Annotated in this window: 19 protein-coding genes and 4 pseudogenes; 15 read left to right on the forward strand and 8 right to left on the reverse strand. The window is 61.7% G+C overall.

Going from position 1 to position 17,943, the window contains the following annotated elements:
- Positions 1-45 precede the first annotated feature (45 nt).
- The 3 genes and pseudogenes from G5575_RS11640 to G5575_RS11650 all read right to left on the reverse strand — a co-directional run bounded on the left by G5575_RS11640 (position 46) and on the right by G5575_RS11650 (position 2,554).
- The gene (locus G5575_RS11640; RefSeq protein ID WP_328765974.1) at positions 46-1,524 is read right to left on the reverse strand and encodes a HoxN/HupN/NixA family nickel/cobalt transporter; all 1,479 of its coding nucleotides are present in this window, start codon (positions 1,522-1,524) and stop codon (positions 46-48) included.
- A pseudogene (locus tag G5575_RS22255) lies at positions 1,436-1,642 on the reverse strand (DUF1007 family protein); the annotation flags it as partial. The pseudogene G5575_RS22255 and the gene G5575_RS11640, both read right to left, overlap by 89 nt.
- Positions 1,643-1,654: 12 nt before the next feature.
- A complete protein-coding gene (locus tag G5575_RS11650) occupies positions 1,655-2,554 on the reverse strand; it encodes a LysR family transcriptional regulator (RefSeq protein WP_164534459.1) in 900 nt (299 codons plus the stop codon).
- Positions 2,555-2,697: 143 nt separating this feature from the next.
- Here G5575_RS11650 and G5575_RS11655 point away from each other — a divergent pair, with 143 nt between their 5' ends.
- Both G5575_RS11655 and G5575_RS11660 read left to right on the forward strand, forming a co-directional pair.
- Positions 2,698-3,120: a hypothetical protein gene (locus G5575_RS11655; RefSeq protein WP_164534460.1), complete on the forward strand. Its 423-nt coding sequence runs from the start codon at positions 2,698-2,700 to the stop codon at positions 3,118-3,120.
- A gap of 130 nt (positions 3,121-3,250) precedes the next feature.
- On the forward strand, positions 3,251-3,733 hold the full coding sequence (locus tag G5575_RS11660; protein ID WP_164534461.1) for an SH3 domain-containing protein: 483 nt from the start codon (positions 3,251-3,253) through the stop codon (positions 3,731-3,733).
- Positions 3,734-3,790: 57 nt separating this feature from the next.
- Here the strand turns inward: G5575_RS11660 and G5575_RS11665 are convergent, their stop codons facing one another.
- Positions 3,791-4,714 (reverse strand): DMT family transporter, encoded by a 924-nt coding sequence (locus tag G5575_RS11665; protein WP_164534462.1) that lies wholly within the window; start codon positions 4,712-4,714, stop codon positions 3,791-3,793.
- Positions 4,715-4,875: 161 nt separating this feature from the next.
- On the opposite strand from G5575_RS11665, the gene G5575_RS11670 reads away from it, so the two are divergent.
- The 9 genes from G5575_RS11670 (at position 4,876) to G5575_RS11710 (ending at position 11,614) form a co-directional block, all read left to right on the forward strand.
- Positions 4,876-5,664 carry an SDR family oxidoreductase gene (locus G5575_RS11670; RefSeq protein ID WP_164534463.1) on the forward strand — a complete coding sequence of 263 codons (789 nt, stop codon included), beginning with the start codon at positions 4,876-4,878 and terminating at the stop codon, positions 5,662-5,664.
- On the forward strand, positions 5,661-7,547 hold the full coding sequence (gene uvrC, locus G5575_RS11675; protein WP_164534464.1) for an excinuclease ABC subunit UvrC: 1,887 nt from the start codon (positions 5,661-5,663) through the stop codon (positions 7,545-7,547). Before G5575_RS11670 ends, uvrC begins: the two co-directional genes overlap by 4 nt.
- 64 nt (positions 7,548-7,611) lie before the next feature.
- The gene (locus G5575_RS11680; RefSeq protein WP_164534465.1) at positions 7,612-7,971 is read left to right on the forward strand and encodes a YciI family protein; all 360 of its coding nucleotides are present in this window, start codon (positions 7,612-7,614) and stop codon (positions 7,969-7,971) included.
- A gap of 232 nt (positions 7,972-8,203) precedes the next feature.
- Positions 8,204-9,277 carry a 3-deoxy-7-phosphoheptulonate synthase gene (locus G5575_RS11685; protein ID WP_164534466.1) on the forward strand — a complete coding sequence of 358 codons (1,074 nt, stop codon included), beginning with the start codon at positions 8,204-8,206 and terminating at the stop codon, positions 9,275-9,277.
- Positions 9,278-9,296: 19 nt separating this feature from the next.
- Positions 9,297-9,920: a CDP-diacylglycerol--glycerol-3-phosphate 3-phosphatidyltransferase gene (pgsA, locus tag G5575_RS11690; RefSeq protein ID WP_328765975.1), complete on the forward strand. Its 624-nt coding sequence runs from the start codon at positions 9,297-9,299 to the stop codon at positions 9,918-9,920.
- Entirely contained in the window at positions 9,917-10,168 is a 252-nt protein-coding gene (locus tag G5575_RS11695) for a MoaD/ThiS family protein (protein WP_164534467.1), read from the forward strand. The genes pgsA and G5575_RS11695 overlap by 4 nt, the downstream gene beginning before the upstream one ends.
- Before the next feature lies 1 nt (position 10,169).
- Complete coding sequence (locus G5575_RS11700; RefSeq protein ID WP_328765976.1) at positions 10,170-10,616, forward strand: molybdenum cofactor biosynthesis protein MoaE; 447 nt, start codon at positions 10,170-10,172, stop codon at positions 10,614-10,616.
- Between the two features lie 45 nt (positions 10,617-10,661).
- Positions 10,662-10,949: a fatty acid desaturase family protein gene (locus G5575_RS11705; RefSeq protein WP_164534468.1), complete on the forward strand. Its 288-nt coding sequence runs from the start codon at positions 10,662-10,664 to the stop codon at positions 10,947-10,949.
- Positions 10,919-11,614, forward strand: a complete 696-nt coding sequence (locus G5575_RS11710; protein ID WP_164534469.1) for a fatty acid desaturase — start codon at positions 10,919-10,921, stop codon at positions 11,612-11,614. The genes G5575_RS11705 and G5575_RS11710 overlap by 31 nt, the downstream gene beginning before the upstream one ends.
- A 34-nt stretch (positions 11,615-11,648) precedes the next feature.
- Here G5575_RS11710 and G5575_RS11715 read toward each other — a convergent pair.
- Positions 11,649-12,538: pseudogene (locus tag G5575_RS11715) on the reverse strand (branched-chain amino acid aminotransferase).
- 123 nt (positions 12,539-12,661) lie between these two features.
- Between G5575_RS11715 and G5575_RS11720 the strand changes: the two are divergent.
- Entirely contained in the window at positions 12,662-13,180 is a 519-nt protein-coding gene (locus G5575_RS11720) for a MarR family winged helix-turn-helix transcriptional regulator (protein WP_235935930.1), read from the forward strand.
- A 26-nt stretch (positions 13,181-13,206) separates the two neighbouring features.
- On the opposite strand, the gene proC is transcribed toward G5575_RS11720, so the two are convergent.
- From proC to G5575_RS11735, 3 genes and pseudogenes are all read right to left on the reverse strand, one after another.
- Entirely contained in the window at positions 13,207-14,028 is an 822-nt protein-coding gene (proC, locus tag G5575_RS11725) for a pyrroline-5-carboxylate reductase (RefSeq protein ID WP_164534470.1), read from the reverse strand.
- Positions 14,028-14,526, reverse strand: a pseudogene (locus G5575_RS11730) (YbjN domain-containing protein). Before G5575_RS11730 ends, proC begins: the two are co-directional and overlap by 1 nt.
- 346 nt (positions 14,527-14,872) lie before the next feature.
- On the reverse strand, positions 14,873-15,127 hold the full coding sequence (locus G5575_RS11735) for an accessory factor UbiK family protein (protein ID WP_164534471.1): 255 nt from the start codon (positions 15,125-15,127) through the stop codon (positions 14,873-14,875).
- A 57-nt stretch (positions 15,128-15,184) separates the two neighbouring features.
- Here G5575_RS11735 and lgt point away from each other — a divergent pair, with 57 nt between their 5' ends.
- The 3 genes and pseudogenes from lgt (at position 15,185) to pgeF (ending at position 17,905) form a co-directional block, all read left to right on the forward strand.
- Positions 15,185-16,063 (forward strand): prolipoprotein diacylglyceryl transferase, encoded by an 879-nt coding sequence (lgt, locus tag G5575_RS11740; protein WP_328765977.1) that lies wholly within the window; start codon positions 15,185-15,187, stop codon positions 16,061-16,063.
- Positions 16,064-16,297: 234 nt separating this feature from the next.
- A pseudogene (locus tag G5575_RS21780) lies at positions 16,298-17,150 on the forward strand (class I SAM-dependent methyltransferase).
- A complete protein-coding gene (gene pgeF / locus G5575_RS11750) occupies positions 17,147-17,905 on the forward strand; it encodes a peptidoglycan editing factor PgeF (RefSeq protein ID WP_164534472.1) in 759 nt (252 codons plus the stop codon). The pseudogene G5575_RS21780 and the gene pgeF overlap by 4 nt, the downstream one beginning before the upstream one ends.
- The last annotated feature ends 38 nt before the right edge of the window (positions 17,906-17,943 follow it).

A 17,943-nucleotide genomic window follows, 5' to 3' on the forward strand; every position in this document is an offset into this window, starting at 1 on the left:
CCTTAACCTTTTGCGCCCACGCCGCAAGGCGGCGATGGGTCGCGTTTAAAAGGATGCGATCAACAGAAGGATACCAAAGGCTAGAACCGCGATAGCGCCGAGAAGCTCTGCCCACCAAAGCACATGCCCGGCCATCCGACTTTCGGTGCCGCCGATTTGCGCGGCCAGCCCCTTGGCCATGACGGCTAGAGTGGCAAGGGCTGCGACGGTGATCGCCGTGCCCAGACCCATCAGCAAGACAGCGGCGATCCCTGCGGCAAGCAAGCCCTGCGACAAGGCAAAGACCAGCACCACCAGCGCGCCCGAACATGGCCGCAGGCCTACCGCCAGCACGACACCCAGCTGCTCGCGCCAGTTATGCCGCAAATCCCCGGGGCCGATAGCATGGTGCATATGATGGTCCTGAGCGTGATGATCATGATCGTGGTGACCGTGGTGCTCGTGTCCGTGATGGTGATGCTCATGATGGTGATGACCAAGTCCGAAAAGCTTGCGCACCACCAGCCAGGCACCGAGCAGCGCCACAAGCGCATAGGAAACGACGCCCACCCAATGCGCAGCTTCGCCCATCGCTGTGCTGGTGAGGTTCAGCACCCCCACAAGAACGAGGACAAAGCCGATCGCCACCACCGATTGCAGCAGCGCAGATATCGCACTGAGCACGATCCCCTGCCGCAGCTGCCGTTCATTGGCGAGCACATAGGACGAGATCACCACCTTGCCGTGACCGGGCCCGGCCGCATGAAAGACGCCATAAAGGAAGCTCAAGCCACCAAGCACCCAGAATGCTGTCCAGTCAGTGCGCAGCGCATCGAGTGCGCCCGTCATGGCTCGATAAAAGTCGCGTTGCTGCGTCTGCAGCCAACCAAAAAAACCAGCCCGCGGCAGGTCGAGACCAACTTCTGGCGGCGGGCCGCCAAATGGCGCAGCGGGCGCTCGCTGCGCCATCTCGGTTACGGCCTCGACGGCCGTGGCCGGAGGCGGAGCGTCTCCACAGCCAATTACCACCACGCCCTGCGTGCCGCGCATCGCCGCGGCGAGATCGGGCGGCAGTTCAAGTACTTCTGGGCCCAGCGCATAGAGCCGTTCTTCGACCTCGCTCGACATCGGCACGGGTGATTCAAGCGTTACGACGCAATCGGCTGGAGCATTCTCGAGCGTCACGTCGCCGGCTTCGGCAATGCCGATAGCGACATAATATTCGGGATCGTAGATACCGATCTCGAACCGCGGACCCGGCGCTTCGGGCGCGACTGCAGCAACGCTGAAATCGAGCGTCACGCGGTTGTTCTCGTAGGTCATGCGCTGGTCGCCGACCGGCGTAAAGTCCACGCCGTCGCCGGCATAGGTGTAGAAGCCATAGTCGGCGAGACCGACCATGTTCTCGTCGGCCAGCTCCTGCATCTCCGCGGAGCTGACTGTGCTGTCCCCCGTCGGTATCGAGCCCCTGCACCATCCAGACCGAAAAGGCGCTGTCAAATGTCCAGCTGTTGCGCAGGCTCTCGATACGGCCTTGCGCGTCAAAGCCGACAGTCAGCTTGGCATCGATCAGGATGTGCGGATGCGCCAAAGCCGGCTGGCTCATGGCCGCAAGCAAAAGGACGGAAGCGGCAGTCCAATTCCGCCAGCGCGAAAAGCTCAACCTCTTGGGTCCTCAATGAATGGGATGGGTGGCGAACCACTCCACCAGATGGTCGATCAGCGCCCGAACCTTGCCGGCAAGGTGCCGCCGGTGGGGATAGACGGCTTGCAGCGTCTGGCCGGTCGGCAGGAACCCCGGCAGGACCGGCACGAGCTCGCCGCGCTGCACGGCAGGCTCGGCCAGATAGGAGGGCAATACGACAAAACCGAGACCCATCACGGCCGCAGTCAGCGCTGCCAAGGGGGAGTTGACGCGCAAGGGCCCGTTCACCGGCACCGAAATGGTCTTGCCTTCTTCGGTAAACCGCCAGTTCGATTGGCCCTGCAGATTGACGTCGATGATGCACGGCAGATGCCGCAAATCTTCGGGGTGCTGCGGCGTCCCCACCCGTTTCAGCAGCGCCGGAGCGGCCCCGATCACCACATGCATGTCGGCGATCTTGCGCGCAATCAGGGACGAGTCCGCCAGCGTGGAGATACGCAAAGCGACGTCGATGCCTTCATCGACCAGGTCGACATAGCGGTCCTCGAGGCGCAGATCGAGCTGCACCTTGGGGAACTTCTGAAGGTATTCGAAGATCGCGGGCGCCAGCGTCGACTCGCCAAAATTGCGCGGCGCCGAAACACGTAACAACCCGCGCGGCTCGGCGGTCTGGTCAGTGATGGTGGCATCGAGATCGTCGAGCTGTTGCAGCAGCCCCGACGCTTCCCGGTAATAGGCCTCGCCAGCTTCGGTGAGGCTCAGCTTGCGCGTCGTCCGGTTCATCAGCCGGACGCCCAGATAATCTTCGAGATCGGTGACATATTTGCTGAGCAGGGCCTTAGAGCGACCATGCTGGCGAGCCGCGGAAGAAAAGCCGCCCGCATCGAAGACTTGGACGAAGGCGCGTATCCGGGCAAGGTCCTGCGTCATGGCAATCCATAGCGTCCAGCGGGTGTGAACCGCATAACCCATCTATGTGGACCGAACAACATGGGCTCTTGGTCGTTTCCCGATTAACGATAGGATGGAAGCCGCATCGACGGCACAGAGGAGTTCGGACTATTTTCCCGCCTATGTCCAGACCTTCCCCACGATCGGCACTATACCGGTTAATCCAGGCCGGCCAGCTGGCGCATCAGGCGCTGCTCGTGCCCGTCCTCGAAAAGGGATTGGAGCCGGGTGACGACGCCGTGCTTTTCGTGTTGGGGCGATCGGGGACCACGGAAGCCGATCTGGCCCATGAACTGGGCCTTCCCCTCGAAGCCTTGTCGCTCCGCATCGAGCGGCTTGCCGAGCGGGACCTCGTGACCCGTCAGGCTGTCGGCCCGCTGCTTGAACCCGGACTTGCCCTTACCGATCGCGGCACGCGCATCCGCAACAGCCTTGCCGATCATTGGGCACAGCTCGAAGAAGCCTTGCTCGGCGAGTTGAAGCCCAAGCAACGCAAGCGCTTTGCCGCCGCACTTGGCCGCTTCGTCGACCTTCTTCGGCTCTGATCAGGCCGGGAACTCGGCCAAGCGCAGTCCGTTTTTGGCTTAATGGCTCATTCAGCTTGGGTTCATCCGGGATGAGCTTATCTGCCTTCACCGGCGGAAAACGCCACTCGCTTTCTCGGAAAGGATTACCATGACGATCCGGAAGACCTTACTCGCATCTGGTTTGGCGGGCCTGACCCTGCTGGCCACTGCCGCCACTGCCTTTGCCGCCCCTGCCGTTGCCACCGGCAATGTCAACGTTCGCTCCGGTCCGGGTACCGGCTACGGCGTTGTCGATACGTTGCGCCGCGGTGAAACCGTTGACGTTCAGCAGTGCCGCGGCAGCTGGTGCTATGTGCAAAAGCGCGGCCCCGATGGCTGGGTATCGTCCAACTATCTGTCGCGTGGCGGCGGTTGGAACGATGACGACTGGAACGGCGGCTACAACCCACCGCCGCGTCCGCGTCCCCCGGTCTATGATCCGCCGCCGCGTCCACCGCACTGGAACCCGCGTCCCCCGCGTCCGCCCCACTGGAATAACCCGCGCCCGCAGCCTTATCCGGTCTACCCATCCAACCCGGGTGCAAGCTTCTGCTTCAATGGCCCGAACGGCTACTTCTGCGCCGGCAACTAACCCACTCTTCAGCGCCGCCCCTCGGGGCGGCGTTTTTCATTCGGTCCACAGTATCATTCATGCCCGGGCAGGGCCTCCTGAGGAGTGACCGAGACTTTGCGGACGCGCTCGCGTGCCATGATCACAAGACCCGCGGCCACGATGATCGCGGCACCGACAACAAGATCGGATCGGATCGATCCACTGTCCGAAGACGAGGATGATGCTGAGAACGATGGCCCAGGGCAGCGAGAAATAGTTGAACGGCTGCACCGTGCTCGCCGGCGCCATGCTCAGTGCAAACACCATAAGCCCGTGCCCGGCGCAGGTGGTACCCATGATCAGCACCGTCATGGCAAGCTCGGTCCATCCCATCGGCTGCCAGAAAAACACTCCGAGCCCAGTCGACAGTACAAGGCCGACCACGGCGGCATAGGTCATGCTGGTGGCGGCGCTGTCCACCCGGCTGACCTTGCGCGTCAGGACGATATAGAGCGCATAAAGCGTTGCCGAGGCGAGGCCACAGAAAACACCCCAGGTCAGGGGCACGCCGCCGGGCCGCATGATCACCATGGCACCAAGAAAGCCGACGCCGACAGCCGCGAAGCGGAAGATGCCCACCTTCTCACCCAGCACGAGAATTGCGAAGAGGGTCACCAGCAGAGGATAAACAATGACGATCGCCTGCAGCTCACCAAGCGGCACCGTCTGCAGCGCCAATGCGAAAAACCAGATGTCGGCAATCAGCAGCGTGCCGCGCACAACCTGCCATAGCGGCACTTTCGATCGAAATGCCTGCCGCAATGGCGCCTGACGCGCCACGAGGAACAACGCAAACAGGGCAAAACCCCAATAGCGCATCATGGTGATCTGGAACGGCGAATAGCTCTGCACAAGAATCTTGGAAACAGCATCCTGAACGCCGAACACGGTAACGGTGATCAGCGTCAGAATGATTGCGCGACCGACATGGTCGGTCCGCTCGCTGTCTAGGGTGGTCATGATGAGACTCGTGCAGGAGAAGCAAACTGGCGCGGAGGTGTGCACCAGAATCGCTGCCTATACCTTCCTGCCACATCTTGTCATGCCTGGGAGGATAGTGAGCGCCGATACAAACTGCGCCGGATTGAAGAAAGCGCCGCAACCGTCCTATGGTTCGCCCGATGTCCAGCCCCAGCAAACCCACCGCGAATCAGTCCGAGGCCGTCGCGCTTGTCACCGGCGCCAGCGACCGCATCGGCGCCGCCATCGCCACCAAGCTGGCGTCGCATGGCTACGCAGTCGTGATCCATTACCGTTCTGACGAAGAGGGTGCCCGGTCTGTCATGAATCAGATCAGGGCCGGTGGCGGCAAGGCGGACATCCTTCAGGCAGACCTTGGAAATCGAGGGGAGCGCGCCGCCGTCATCGAGAGGGCCGCGGCTTTCTTTGGTCCTCTGACGGTCCTCGTCAACAACGCCTCGATGTTCGAACCCGACAGCGCCCGCGACGTCACCGAAGAGCTCTGGGACAAGCACTTTGCCATCCACGCCGAGGTGCCGATCTTCCTCGCCCGCGACTTCGCTGCTCAGGTCCCGGAAGGCGCCGAGGGCAATATCGTCAATATGATCGACGAACGCGTCCTTGCCCCTTCTCCTGCCTTTTTCAGCTACTATCTATCCAAATCAGTGCTCTGGACCGCCACGCGTACCCTGGCTCAGACCTTGGCTCCCACGATCCGCGTCAATGCCATTGGACCGGGGCCAGTTCTGCCCAATTCACGGCAAAGCCAGGCCGAGTTCGATGCTTCAGTCTACGCCTTGCCGCTGAAGCGCCATGCTGGCCCCGAGGCCATTGCCCAAGGGGTGTTGACGCTTCTCGCCCTGCCCGCCTTTACCGGCCAGATGCTGGCCCTTGATGGCGGGGAACATCTTGTTTTTCCGCCTGAAAGCGGACCAACCCCGCGCCTATGACCGACACAACTGCCCTGCCTCCTCCATCCGGTCCGGACGTCATCCGGGCCTTTGTTCGCACTCTCCCCAATGCACCTGGCGTTTATCGCATGCTCGATGCCGGGGGCGAGGTCATGTATGTGGGCAAGGCCCGCAACCTCAAGGCACGCGTCACCAACTATACGCGTCCCGACGGACTGGAGCTGCGCCTCCAGCGCATGATCGCTGCGACCGTCAGCATGGAGTTCGTGCGGACCGAGACCGAGTCCGAGGCGCTGCTGCTTGAAGCCAATATGATCAAGCGGTTGAAGCCACGCTTCAACGTGCTGCTGCGCGATGACAAGAGCTTTCCCTATATCCACATCGCCACCGACCACGAAGCGCCGGAGCTCACCAAGCATCGCGGCACCCGTCGCCGTCCCGGTCACTATTTCGGCCCCTTCGCTTCGGCAACCGCGGTCGGCCGCACCATCGCCAGCCTGCAGAAGGCCTTTCTGCTGCGCAACTGCTCGGACAGTTTCTATGCCGCGCGCACGCGGCCCTGCCTTCAATATCAGATCAAGCGCTGCGCTGGGCCCTGCACCCGTGAGATCAGCCTCGAAGCCTATGGCGAACTGGTCGAAGATGCGCGCCAGTTTCTGTCCGGCAAGTCCGACGCGGTTCGCAAGCACCTTCAGGCCGACATGAGCAAGGCAGCCGAGGACATGGACTTCGAGCGCGCCGCACTGATCCGCGACCGCCTTGGCGCCCTGGCGCTGGTGCAATCGCAGGGCGACGCCACGGCCAAGTCGGTCGAGGAAGCCGACGTTTTTGCCATCCACCACGAAGGCGGACAGTTCTGCGTTCAGGTCTTCTTCTTCCGTGCCTATCAGAACTGGGGCAACTATCCCTACCGCCCCCGCGCGGACGCATCGCTCTCCGACGCCGAAGTTCTTGAAGCCTTCATTGCCCAGTTCTACGAGAACCGCACCCCTGCGCGCCTGGTGCTGGTTAGCCACGAACTGGCGGAACACGGCTTGATGGAAGAGGCACTGACCAGCCGCGCCGGTCGACGCGTTTATATCGAGCAGCCGCAGCGTGGCGAGAAGCGCGACCTGGTCAATCACGCACTCAACAATGCGCGCGAAGCCCTTGGCCGGCAGTTGGCTGAAGGCGCATCCAACCGCACGCTGCTTGAAGGCGTCGCCAATTGCTTTGGCCTCGACGAACCGCCGCGCCGCATCGAAGTCTATGACAACTCCCACATCTCCGGCACGAACATGGTCGGCGCCATGATCGTGGCGGGCGAAGAGGGCTTTTCCAAAAAGCACTATCGGACCTTCAACATCAAATCCGAGATCACCGCCGGCGACGACTTCGGCATGATGCGCGAAGTGCTGACCCGCCGCTTTACCCGGCTCGCCAATGAAAGCGATGCCGAAGCCGATGAGGTCGAGGATAGCGGCATGCCGGACTGGCCGGACGTCGTCTTCATCGACGGCGGCGCCGGTCAACTCAACGCCGTGCGCGAAGTCATTGCCCAGCTCAACCTGCCCAAAGAGGTGACCTTCATTGGCATCGCCAAGGGCGAGGAGCGCGATGCGGGTCGCGAAAAATTCTTCATGGAGGGCAAGGACGCCTTCATGCTGCCGCACCGCGATCCGGTGCTCTATTATGTCCAGCGACTGCGCGACGAGGCGCACCGTTTCGCTATCGGCACGCATCGCGCCAAGCGCAAGAAAGACCAGATCAAGAACCCGCTCGACGAGATCGAGGGCATCGGGCCCACACGCAAGCGAGCCTTGCTCAATCACTTCGGCTCGGCCAAGGCCGTCAGCCGCGCGTCGCTGGTCGATCTGCAGTCCGTGCCCACCATTTCCCGCGCCATGGCTCAGCTGGTCTACGATTACTTCAATCGCAGTTGAAAAAATTGTCGAAGCCGGCCGGGCCTGCTCGTCGCTTTGGCGAAACACAGTCCGGAGAATACCGATGAAATTCCTCACCATGGTCAAGACGCTCAATCCAGAGGTCGCCAACAATCCGCCGGGCGAACTGATGCAGGCCATCGTCCAGCTCGGCATGGAAGCGGGAATCCGCATGACGGAGACCGGTGGCATGGCCTTGGCCGGCACTGTCACGACACGTAAGGGCCAGCTGGTCACCGATGGCCCCTATGCCGAAGCCAAGGAGATGCTGGGCGGCTACGCCATCTACGATCTGCCGAGCGAGGCCGAAATCGTGCACTGGACCGAACGTTTCGTCGATCTCCATAGAAAGCTGTGGCCCGTCTGGGATGGCGAGGTCACCATCCTGCGGCTCGATGCCTTCAACATGGCCATGGCGGGCTGAGATCCCCTACCAAAGTCGGGACTCGACAAGGTCCCGGCTGTCGCGCTAGCTTACCGCCATGATCAACGCCGCCACCTTTTATTGGTACTTTAGCTATCCGCTCCCGGCGGAGGCTATTGCGCGCGCGTCCTGATCCCGACAAGACCAGACCAGACCAAATCGCAAGCCAGCCGCCCGACTTCCGAGGCGGCTTTTTTGTGGCCCCTCGACCTAAAACACCGAGGACCACGACATGCTTAAATCCACCGACGACCTGCGCATCACCGAAATCAAACCGCTTCCGACGCCGATCGATGTGATGCGCCAGCATCCGCGCACCGATGCCGCGACGCGCACCGTTATTGCCGCCCGCCACGCCTTCCACAATATCCTGACCGGCCGGGACGACCGGCTCGCCGTGGTCGTTGGTCCCTGCTCCATCCACGATCCCAAGGCAGCGATGGACTACGCCCGACGCCTGGTCGTGCTGCGCGAAGAGCTCGGCGATCGGCTCGAAATCATCATGCGCGTCTACTTCGAAAAGCCCCGCACGACCGTTGGCTGGAAGGGCCTGATCAACGACCCCGATCTCGATGGCAGCTTCAACATTGCCGAAGGCCTCAACGTGGCCCGCACGATGCTGCTCGACGTCAACAATCTTGGCCTTCCGGCGGCCTGCGAATTCCTCGATATGACAACGCCGCAATACATCGCCGACCTCGTTTCCTGGGCCGCAATTGGCGCACGCACCACCGAATCGCAGATCCACCGCGAACTGGCCTCAGGCCTTTCCTGCCCGGTCGGCTTCAAGAACGGCACCGATGGCAACGTCAAGATCGCGCTGGACGCGGTACTCTCCGCCTCTCACCCCCACCATTTCCTCGCCGTCACCAAGGACGGCCGCTCGGCTATTGCAGCAACGACCGGCAATGAAGATTGCCACATCATCCTGCGCGGCGGCAAAACCACGAACTACGATGCCGCCAACGTCGAGGCTGCGGCCCTGGCCGCGACAAAGGCTGGCTTGAACCCCGCCATCATGATCGACGCCAGCCACGCCAATTCGTCCAAAGATCCGGAAAACCAGCCCAAGGTTCTCGCCGATATCGGCAACCAGATGGCGGCCGGAGATCGGCGCATTGTCGGCGTCATGATCGAGTCCAACCTTGTCGCGGGCCGCCAGGACCTGGTGGCGGGCAAGGAATTGGTCTACGGCCAGTCCATCACCGATGGCTGCATCGATTGGGACACGACGGTCACCGCCCTCAACACCCTTGCCCATGCGGTCGAGAAACGCCGAGCGGTGACCACCCAGGCCGTTGCTTGACCGGTCAATCTTTAGGGCCGTGGCACTTTACCGTGTCACGGCCTTGACCCCCGCTGCCCTTCCTGTTCTCTCCCCCATGAACCGCAATCCGCTGCTTCTCGTCCCCAATATCATCACCATCGCTCGCATCCTGGCGATCATTCCGATCGTCGCCATGGTTATGAGTGGAGACCCGACCCTGCGCATCGTGGCGCTGGTTCTCTATGTTCTGGCGGCTGTCAGCGACTACCTCGATGGCTATCTGGCGCGGGCCTGGGACCAGTATTCCGATCTTGGGCGCATGCTCGATCCGATCGCCGACAAGCTCCTGGTCGGCATTCTGATCGCCGCCCTCGCCTGGGATGGCTCGCTGTCGGCCTGGGACATGATACCCGTGACCGCCATCTACTTCCGCGAGTTCTTTATCTCGGGGCTGCGCGAGTTCCTCGGCAACAAGACCGTCGTCCTGCCGGTCAGCCAGTTGGCCAAATGGAAGACAACAATTCAGCTTGTCGCCCTGGCTGTCATCCTTCTTGAAGGCGTTGTGCCAGCGGTCGTTCTTTTGTCCGACATCCTGCTTTGGGCGGCTGGAATCATCACGTTGATTACCGGCTGGAATTATCTACGCGCCTCCTGGCCGCACCTCTCCGGAATCGGCAGATGAAGGTTCTCTACTTCGCTTGGTTGCGTGAACGTCTCAACCGCGCCAGCGACGAGGTTGCGCCACCCGCAGAGGTCCAGACCTTGGCGGATCTTGTGAGTTGGTTGCGGTCGCGGGACGAAGCGCTCGACTATGCGATGGCCGACCCTTCGATCTTCAAGCTCAGCCGCGATGCCCGCATCGTGCCCTGGGATACGCCGCTCGATGGCGCGCAGACCGTTGCTATCCTGCCGCCGATGACGGGCGGCTAAGGTGATCCGCGTTACCGCCGACGGTTTCGACGCTGGCGCAGAGGCCAACCGCTTTGCCGCGTCGCATACCGATGTGGGCGCCATGGTGACCTTTACCGGTCTTGTCCGCTCCTTGCCCAACGATCCGATCCTGGCGCTGATTCTCGAATGCTACGAGGAGCTTGCGACCAACGAATTGGCAGCGCTTCGCGAGCAGGCGATAAGCCGCTTCGGCCTGACTGACGCCGCCATCATCCACCGCCATGGACGGCTCGTGCCCGGCGAAACCATCATGATGGTGATGACCCTTGCGCCCCACCGCAAGGCCGCGTTCGAAGGCGCGCAATTCCTGATGGACTACCTCAAGACCGATGCTCCGTTCTGGAAGCAGGAAGAGACGGCGACCGGCGCCCGGTGGGTAGTAACCATGCCAAAAGACAAGGATGCGCGATCGCGCTGGATCGGTTAATAATGCGTTAACACCATCGCCGCATTTGGCGGGAGGAGTGACGCTATGGCCAAATCCTATGTTCATCCCGCCACGCTCAAGAGCTTGTCGGTGCTTCGTCCCTGGCGCACGGCCCTGGCCATCGCCTTCGATTGGGGGCTTATCGCGGCGGCGATCGCCGTTTCGCAATGGGCACAGAACCCGCTGGTCTATGCAGTGGCCGTTGCCGTCATCGGCGGCCGCATGCATGGCTTTGCGATTCTACTGCATGAATTCGCGCACCACCGCTTCATCAACGGCCGCAAGGAGTTGAGCGACTGGGTTTGCGACCTGCTTCTCCCTGGCCGATCCTGACGACTGTTGCGAGCTACCGCACCAACCACCTGGCCCATCACCGCTACACCAATACCGACCAGGATCCGGACTGGGTCTTCAAGCTGGGCAACCGCAAGTTTGTCTTCCCCAAGCAGTGGCAGGAAGGCGTGCTCGATCTCGTTGGTTATGTTCTGGTCGTGAGCTCGATCATTGACATCTTCAACATCATGGGCCGCCTGCGGCTTCTCGATAAGTCGCCGCTATCCTATCGCCTTGCGCGACTAGGCTTTTATGTCGCCATGGCGGCTTTGTTCACAGTGCTGGGCATCTGGACGGATGTGCTGCTCTACTGGTTCGTGCCTTACCTGACGGCGTTTTTCCTGTTCATGCATGTGCGCAGCGTTGCCGAGCATTTCGGCAATATGGACTATAGCCATGAGCTCGGCGGAACCCGCAGCGTGCTGCCGCACCTTTGGGAGCGGGTGTTCTTTGCGCCGCACAACGTCAATCATCACCTCGAGCACCACCTTTATCCGAGCGTGCCCTTCTACAACCTGCCCCAGCTGCATGCGGTGTTGATGGAGAACCCGGACTACGCACTCAACGCGCACAACACGCGTGGCTATACGACCGGGCTGGTGCGCGAGACCCTGTTCGGCGCTGAGCCGGGATGGCAGGGGCAAAGCAAAATGCCCGCCGAATAGGCGGGCACTTTCAAGCTCAGGAAGACGAGAAGACTTACTCGGCCGCAGCGCGCTTTGGCTGCACGGCCGAGGCATAGGCATCGATCAAGGTGCGGCACCCTTCGCCCGGCGTGAACTTATAGTCGCCGATCAGCGACACGGGGTAACTTCCGCTGCGGTGCCGGTGAGGAAGCACTCGTCGAACTGCCCAAGCTCTTCGGGCATGATGTGGCGTTCGGTGACGGTGAAGCCGTTTTCCTTGGCCAGCGCGATCAACGTCTGCCGCGTGATACCGTTGAGGAAGCAATCGGGCGTCGGCGTCGTGATGTCCTTGCCCTTGATGAAGAACACGTTGGCGCCGGTGGCTTCCGCCACATAGCCGCGATAATCCAGCATCAGCGCATCGGCAAAACCATTGGCCATGGCTGCGTCCTTGGAAAGGGTGCAGATCATGTAGAGACCAGCCGCCTTGGCTGAGGACGGAATGGTTTCCGGCGACGGACGCTTCCACTTGCTCCATTCGAGGCGAATGCCCTTGAGCTTTTCCTCGACCGAGAAATAGCTGGGCCAGACCCAGGCAGCGATGGCGACATGAACCTTGTTGTTGCGGGCCGGCACGGAAAGCTCTTCCGAACCGCGCCAGGCAACCGGGCGCACATAGGCGTCGACCAGGCCATTCTTGTCGAGTACGAGGCGCTTTGCAGCCTCGATCTCGTCGACCGAATAGGGAAAGGGCATGTCGAGCGTTGCCGCGGAGCGGATCAGGCGCTCCGTATGTTCGCGAGACTTGAAGATCTCGCCGCCATAGGCGCGCTCGCCTTCGAACACCGAGCTTGCATAATGCAGGCCATGCGTCAGCACGTGGATCTTGGCATCCTGCCAGGGTTTGAGTTCACCATCGAACCAGATCCAGCCTTCGCGCTGGTCCATCGGCACGCCGGCCATAGTCCCCTCCGAAAAAGAATGCGCCCCTGGGGCGCTTGTGCAGTCGATCATGCACTTCGGGTCGACCCTTGGCAAACCGGAACGGCTTTGGGATAAGACCTTTAGTGCGGCTATGGGGACACGATGGCACCGGACCAAAAGAATGTCAACAAGGCTGACATAAATTCCGCACAAGCCGATTGGGCCGACCTGCCGCTCGACATCATGGGCCTGTTCTTTTTCGCCTATCGCGACTTTACCGGCGACGCCGATGCCTTGTTGGAACGACAGGGCTTTGGGCGGGCGCACCACCGCGTGCTCTACTTCGTCAATCTGCGGCCGGGCATGCCGGTCGCCGACCTGCTCGATATTCTCAAAATCACCAAGCAGAGCCTGGCGCGAGTTCTGCGGCAGCTGATCGACAATGGCTATATCGAACAGCGCACCGGCGATGCCGATCGTCGGCAGCGGCTCTTGCATGCAACCGAGAAGGGCCGCCAGTTTTTTGCCCGGCTTTCGGAAAGCCAGGCAAGCCGCATAGACGCCTCGATCGATGCCCTGTCCCCGGAAGCTGCGCGCATGGTGCGGCTGTTTCTAGTCGGGATGGTAGACCCCTCCGACAGGAACGTGCTCGATCGGCTGAACCTGACGGGCAAGATATAAGCCGGATCAAGCAGGCGGGGATAAATCTAGCCGCGACCCAGTTCTTCGCTGCGCTTTCGCGCGGCATCAACAGCACGGCCGATCAAAGGTGTCAGCCCATCCTCCGCCATCAGCACCTGGAGCGCCGCGGCCGTCGTGCCGTTGGGCGAGGTCACGTTCTGGCGCAAGGTACTGGCGGGAGCCTGATCGACTTCCATCAGTGCTGCGGCACCGATCACCGTTTGCCGCGCCAGGATCATGGCGACACCGGGCTCAAGCCCCTGCTCCACCGCGGCGGCCGCAAGAGCTTCCACAAGATTAAACACATAGGCCGGACCTGAACCGGAAACGGCAGTTACTGAATCGAGATCGCTTTCAGCCTCGAACCAGACGACCCGTCCTGCCGCTGCCAGCAACGCCTCGGCAGCATCGCGCTCGTTGGCGGAAACTGCGGCACCAGCAACCGCGCCGGAAACGCCCTTGCCGATCTGTGACGGCGTGTTGGGCATGGAGCGCACGACCCGCCCGGTACGCAAGCCATCGGCAAGCCGGTCGATCGAAATGCCGGCCATGATGGACAGCACCATTGTCTGCGGTCCGACGACGCCGATCAGGCTTTCCATGACCGGTCCGATGACCTGTGGCTTGACGGCCAGCACCAGAGCATTGGGCTGGAGGCCGGCTGCCTCGGAGTAAAGAACGAGACCGTAATCTTCAGCCAGGTCCTTTGCCGCGTCACTGGGAGACGGGTCAACCAGCACCAGATTGGAGGCCGGCAGGCCGCCGTCGAGCCAACCCTGCGCCAGGGCCAGGCCCATCTTCCCGGCACCGATCAGCATGACCGGGCCGATATTGCGCAAAGAGTTCATCAGGCTTCGCCCACCGTTTCGAACATTACGTGGCTGAGGGCATCGGCAGCGGACTTGCCGGCCCAGACGACGAACTGGAAGGCTTGGTAATATAGGTCGCAGCTATCGGTCGCCGAGCGCAGCAGGGCTTCGCACTGCTGCGGCGACATCGGCGCCGCCCGTGAGAAGGTGCGAATTGCGGAACAGGACCACGCCTTCCTTGTTCCAGATGTCGAAGTGACCGATCCACAGTTGCTCGTTGATGAGGCTGATCAACTGCTTGATTTCGTGGCGCCGCGCATCGGGGACCTTGAGGTCGAAGGCGCAGGCGATATGGAGCGACTCCAGGTCTTCCATCCAATTGAAGGACACATGGTAGTCCGACCAGCCGCCGCGCACCGAAATCGAAATTTCGTCGGCGTCCTGACGCTCGAAGGTCCAGTCGTTGATGGAAGCAATGTGCTCGACCAGGTCCACCGGATGAGAAACCCGGTCGGGCTCGAATTCAATCAGGGACATCCGCTCGTTCGTCCTCGGAAGCGTTGCAAACCTTGCGGGCCAGCGGCCGGCAAACGGGGGTACGCAAGAGAACTAGCTTGCCGCAACAACGGCTTACGAATCGTCCTCCTTCGATCAACCTACACAAGGTCACTGATTCAGGGGACAAGGTGCGGCAGGGAGAGGACAATCTCCTGTGGATGATGGTGCGGCTTAAAGATTAACGCCAAATTAACAGCCCCGCTCCAGCTGTGCCGAAATGGGGCTTGCACTTGAGACCTCATCCTGAGCTTGTCGAAGGACGAGGTCGGGCACACTGTGGCTGCGACCTCGTGGTTCGACAGGCTCACCATGAGGTCTAGGGGGCTCAGATTGTTGTGGGAGGAGTCGTGCGCAGCGCTGCGATTTCCTTGCGCAGCGCGTCGATCTCTTCGCCCTGCACCTGCACCAGTTCACGCAAGGCGTCAAAATCTTCGCGCTTGACCAATTCCATGTCGTTGACGATGCGCTGGGCCTGGCTCTTGACCACGGTCTCGACTTCGCGCCGCACGCCATCGGCAACGCCGGCGGCTTCGTTCATGACCCGACCAAGGCCGTCGAAAATGCGGTTGTTCTGGTTCATCTGTCGTCTCTTCCGTGAATGTGCTCTTGCACCGATATGTAGGGCAGAGGTCCCGCCTTGACCAGAGCGGGCGAAGCGGCAATGGTCCGCGCCAGCGTCAAGGATTGTCCCGTGCCCTTTCCCAATATCGATCCCATCGCCTTTGCCATCGGCCCAATCGCCATCCGCTGGTATGCGCTGGCCTACCTCGTCGGAACGCTCTTGGGCGCCGCTTATGGCTATCGGATGCTGAGCAAGCAGCATCTGTGGCATCGTGGCCATCCGCCCTTCCCGGCCAAGGACATCTGGGACTTCGCCTTCTGGACCATGCTTGCCATCGTCATCGGCGGGCGGCTCGGCTATGTGCTGTTTTACAACCTGCCCTATTATCTCCAGAACCCCATCGAGATCATCAACACACTCGATGGCGGCATGTCCTTTCATGGCGGCATGCTGGGCCTGGCGCTGGCCGCAATCCTCTTTAGCCGCTCGAAGGGCGGCAATTGGCTCTCCTCGCTTGACCTCATCGCTTCGGTCGCAACGATCGGCATCTTTCTTGGGCGTATCGCCAACTTCATCAATGGCGAGCTTTATGGCGCCCCGGCAAGCGTGGCATGGGCCGTCATCTTCCCCACCGATCCGATGCAGGTACCGCGTCATCCGAGCCAGCTCTACGAGGCGGCTCTCGAAGGCCTGCTGCTGTTCCTCGCCATCCGCATCGCGACCCATGTCTTTTATGCATTGCGAAAGCCGGGTCTTGTCGCCGGCATTTTTGCCATCGGCTATTCGCTGGCCAGAATTCTTGTCGAATTCGTTCGCTTGCCCGATGCACATATCGGCTACCTTTACGGCGGCTGGCTGACCCAAGGCCAGGTGCTGAGCCTGCCGATCCTTTTGGGCGGCATCATTCTCGTCGCCTACGCTGCGACGCGCCGCGAAAACCCGCTGCGGCCATAGGAGCGCTGGATGAGCCAAAGCCTTAGCCTTGAAGAGCAGATCGACTTCCAGATCCGCACCGCTGGCCCGATGTCGGTCGCGACCTATATGGGGCTTTGCCTCACCCATCCGACCAAGGGCTATTACAAGGGCGCCGACCCCTTGGGCGCGAAGGGCGACTTCATCACCGCGCCGGAAATCTCGCAGATGTTCGGCGAGTTGATCGGCTTCTGGCTGGTCAATCTCTGGCAGCAGATGAACGAGCCCAAGGCTTTTACCCTGCTGGAGCTTGGCCCCGGCCGCGGCACTTTGATGGCCGACATCCTGCGCGTGGCCTGCCGGGCACCGGGCTTCCGCGACGGACTGCAATTGCGCCTGTTCGAGACCAATCCGGCGCTGATGGCAGAGCAGAATGCGCGGCTCGAGGTTTACGACCCGAAATGGCTGCAAAACTTCGACGCCTTCGATGACGGTCCAGTGCTCGTTGTCGCCAACGAGTTCTTCGATGCGCTGCCGATCCGCCAATTCGTGCGCAAGGCCGACGGCTGGCATGAGCGGCAGGTTGGGCTGGTGGATGGCAGACGCGCCTTTGGCCTGTCGCCGACGCCGATCCCCCTTCGGCGATGCCGGACGCTTTGGCCAGTGCTGCCGAGGACACGCTGCTGGAAGTCAATTTCGCCGGCGCCGAGGTGATGACGCGGCTGGCCAAGGTCGTGGCGCAACAGGGCGGCGCAATACTTGCGGTCGACTATGGCTATGCGCAAACCCGGACCGGAGAAACGCTTCAGGGGTGCGGCGGCATCAATATGCCGACGTACTCGACGCACCGGGCGAAACCGACCTTTCCGCTCATGTCGATTTCGGCGCACTGGCCAATGTTGCCCGGCGCGCTGGTCTGGCTGCCGAACCGCTGGCGACGCAGGGCGAGTTTTTGACACGGCTGGGCATCGGCGAACGCGCTTCTGCCTTGTCGCGGGCCAATCCCGGTTCTGCCGGCGACGTTCGGGCGGCGCATGACCGGCTGATCGGCAAGGACGGCATGGGCGAGCTCTTCAAGGTTTTCTGTGCGCATAGTCCGGGGCTGGCCCCTGCAGGGTTCGTGCCATGACGCCCGTCGAGACTGCGGAAACGCTGTCGGAGCTTTCGGGCATTCGCCACGGCTTTTTCGGCCGGGCCGGTGGCGTTTCCGGCGGCGAGTTCGAAGGGCTCAATGTCTCGTGGTCGGTGGGCGATGACTCACAGATCGTCGAGCAAAATCGCGAACTCGTGCGGGACGCTATCGGGGTTGGCCCGCTGGTCATCCTGCGGCAGACGCATTCGACGCATGTCGTGACCGTCAGCGGCGCGGTTGAACCGTCGAGCCTTGAAGGCGACGCGTTGGTGACCGCGACGCCGGGCCTGGTGCTGTCCATCCTTACCGCCGACTGCACGCCCGTGCTGTTTGCCGACAAGGAAGCCGGGGTCATCGGTGCGGCCCATGCCGGCTGGCGAGGGGCGGCAGAAGGGATCTTGCCAAAAACCCTCGATGCGATGGTGGCGATTGGTGCTGACCTTTCCCGTATCCATGCCGCTATCGGTCCGACGATTTATGGACCCGATTACGAGGTGGGGGACAAGTTCATGGCAGATTTTCTTGCCATCGATCCTTCAGGTGCTGCCCATTTCTCGACGCCGCCAGGCGGGCAGCCGCATTTCGACCTGCCCGGCTTTGTGGAAGAGCAGCTGCGCGCGGCAGGTCTTGCCGCGGTGGAGCGTGTCGGCTCGAGCACCTATCGTCACCCGGACCGCTACTTTTCACATCGCTACGCCACGCACCAGAAGACGCGCACCGGGCGGCAGATTTCGGTGATCGGCCTCGCATAGCTTTATTTACCGCTGCGGCTAAAGTGTCGTTGCGCCCT

It is taken from the genome of Devosia aurantiaca, assembly GCF_011058215.1.
Lineage (GTDB): Bacteria > Pseudomonadota > Alphaproteobacteria > Rhizobiales > Devosiaceae > Devosia > Devosia aurantiaca.

What these genes read in the sequence shown, in the direction of transcription:
- G5575_RS11650 (WP_164534459.1), bottom strand. Translation starts at nt 2,554, where the DNA reads ATGACGCAGGACCTTGCCCGGATACGCGCCTTCGTCCAAGTCTTCGAT.
- G5575_RS11655 (WP_164534460.1), top strand. Translation starts at nt 2,698, where the DNA reads ATGTCCAGACCTTCCCCACGATCGGCACTATACCGGTTAATCCAGGCC.
- G5575_RS11660 (WP_164534461.1), top strand. Translation starts at nt 3,251, where the DNA reads ATGACGATCCGGAAGACCTTACTCGCATCTGGTTTGGCGGGCCTGACC.
- G5575_RS11665 (WP_164534462.1), bottom strand. Translation starts at nt 4,714, where the DNA reads ATGACCACCCTAGACAGCGAGCGGACCGACCATGTCGGTCGCGCAATC.
- G5575_RS11670 (WP_164534463.1), top strand. Translation starts at nt 4,876, where the DNA reads ATGTCCAGCCCCAGCAAACCCACCGCGAATCAGTCCGAGGCCGTCGCG.
- uvrC (WP_164534464.1), top strand. Translation starts at nt 5,661, where the DNA reads ATGACCGACACAACTGCCCTGCCTCCTCCATCCGGTCCGGACGTCATC.
- G5575_RS11680 (WP_164534465.1), top strand. Translation starts at nt 7,612, where the DNA reads ATGAAATTCCTCACCATGGTCAAGACGCTCAATCCAGAGGTCGCCAAC.
- G5575_RS11685 (WP_164534466.1), top strand. Translation starts at nt 8,204, where the DNA reads ATGCTTAAATCCACCGACGACCTGCGCATCACCGAAATCAAACCGCTT.
- G5575_RS11695 (WP_164534467.1), top strand. Translation starts at nt 9,917, where the DNA reads ATGAAGGTTCTCTACTTCGCTTGGTTGCGTGAACGTCTCAACCGCGCC.
- G5575_RS11705 (WP_164534468.1), top strand. Translation starts at nt 10,662, where the DNA reads ATGGCCAAATCCTATGTTCATCCCGCCACGCTCAAGAGCTTGTCGGTG.
- G5575_RS11720 (WP_235935930.1), top strand. Translation starts at nt 12,662, where the DNA reads ATGGCACCGGACCAAAAGAATGTCAACAAGGCTGACATAAATTCCGCA.
- proC (WP_164534470.1), bottom strand. Translation starts at nt 14,028, where the DNA reads ATGAACTCTTTGCGCAATATCGGCCCGGTCATGCTGATCGGTGCCGGG.
- G5575_RS11735 (WP_164534471.1), bottom strand. Translation starts at nt 15,127, where the DNA reads ATGAACCAGAACAACCGCATTTTCGACGGCCTTGGTCGGGTCATGAAC.
- pgeF (WP_164534472.1), top strand. Translation starts at nt 17,147, where the DNA reads ATGACGCCCGTCGAGACTGCGGAAACGCTGTCGGAGCTTTCGGGCATT.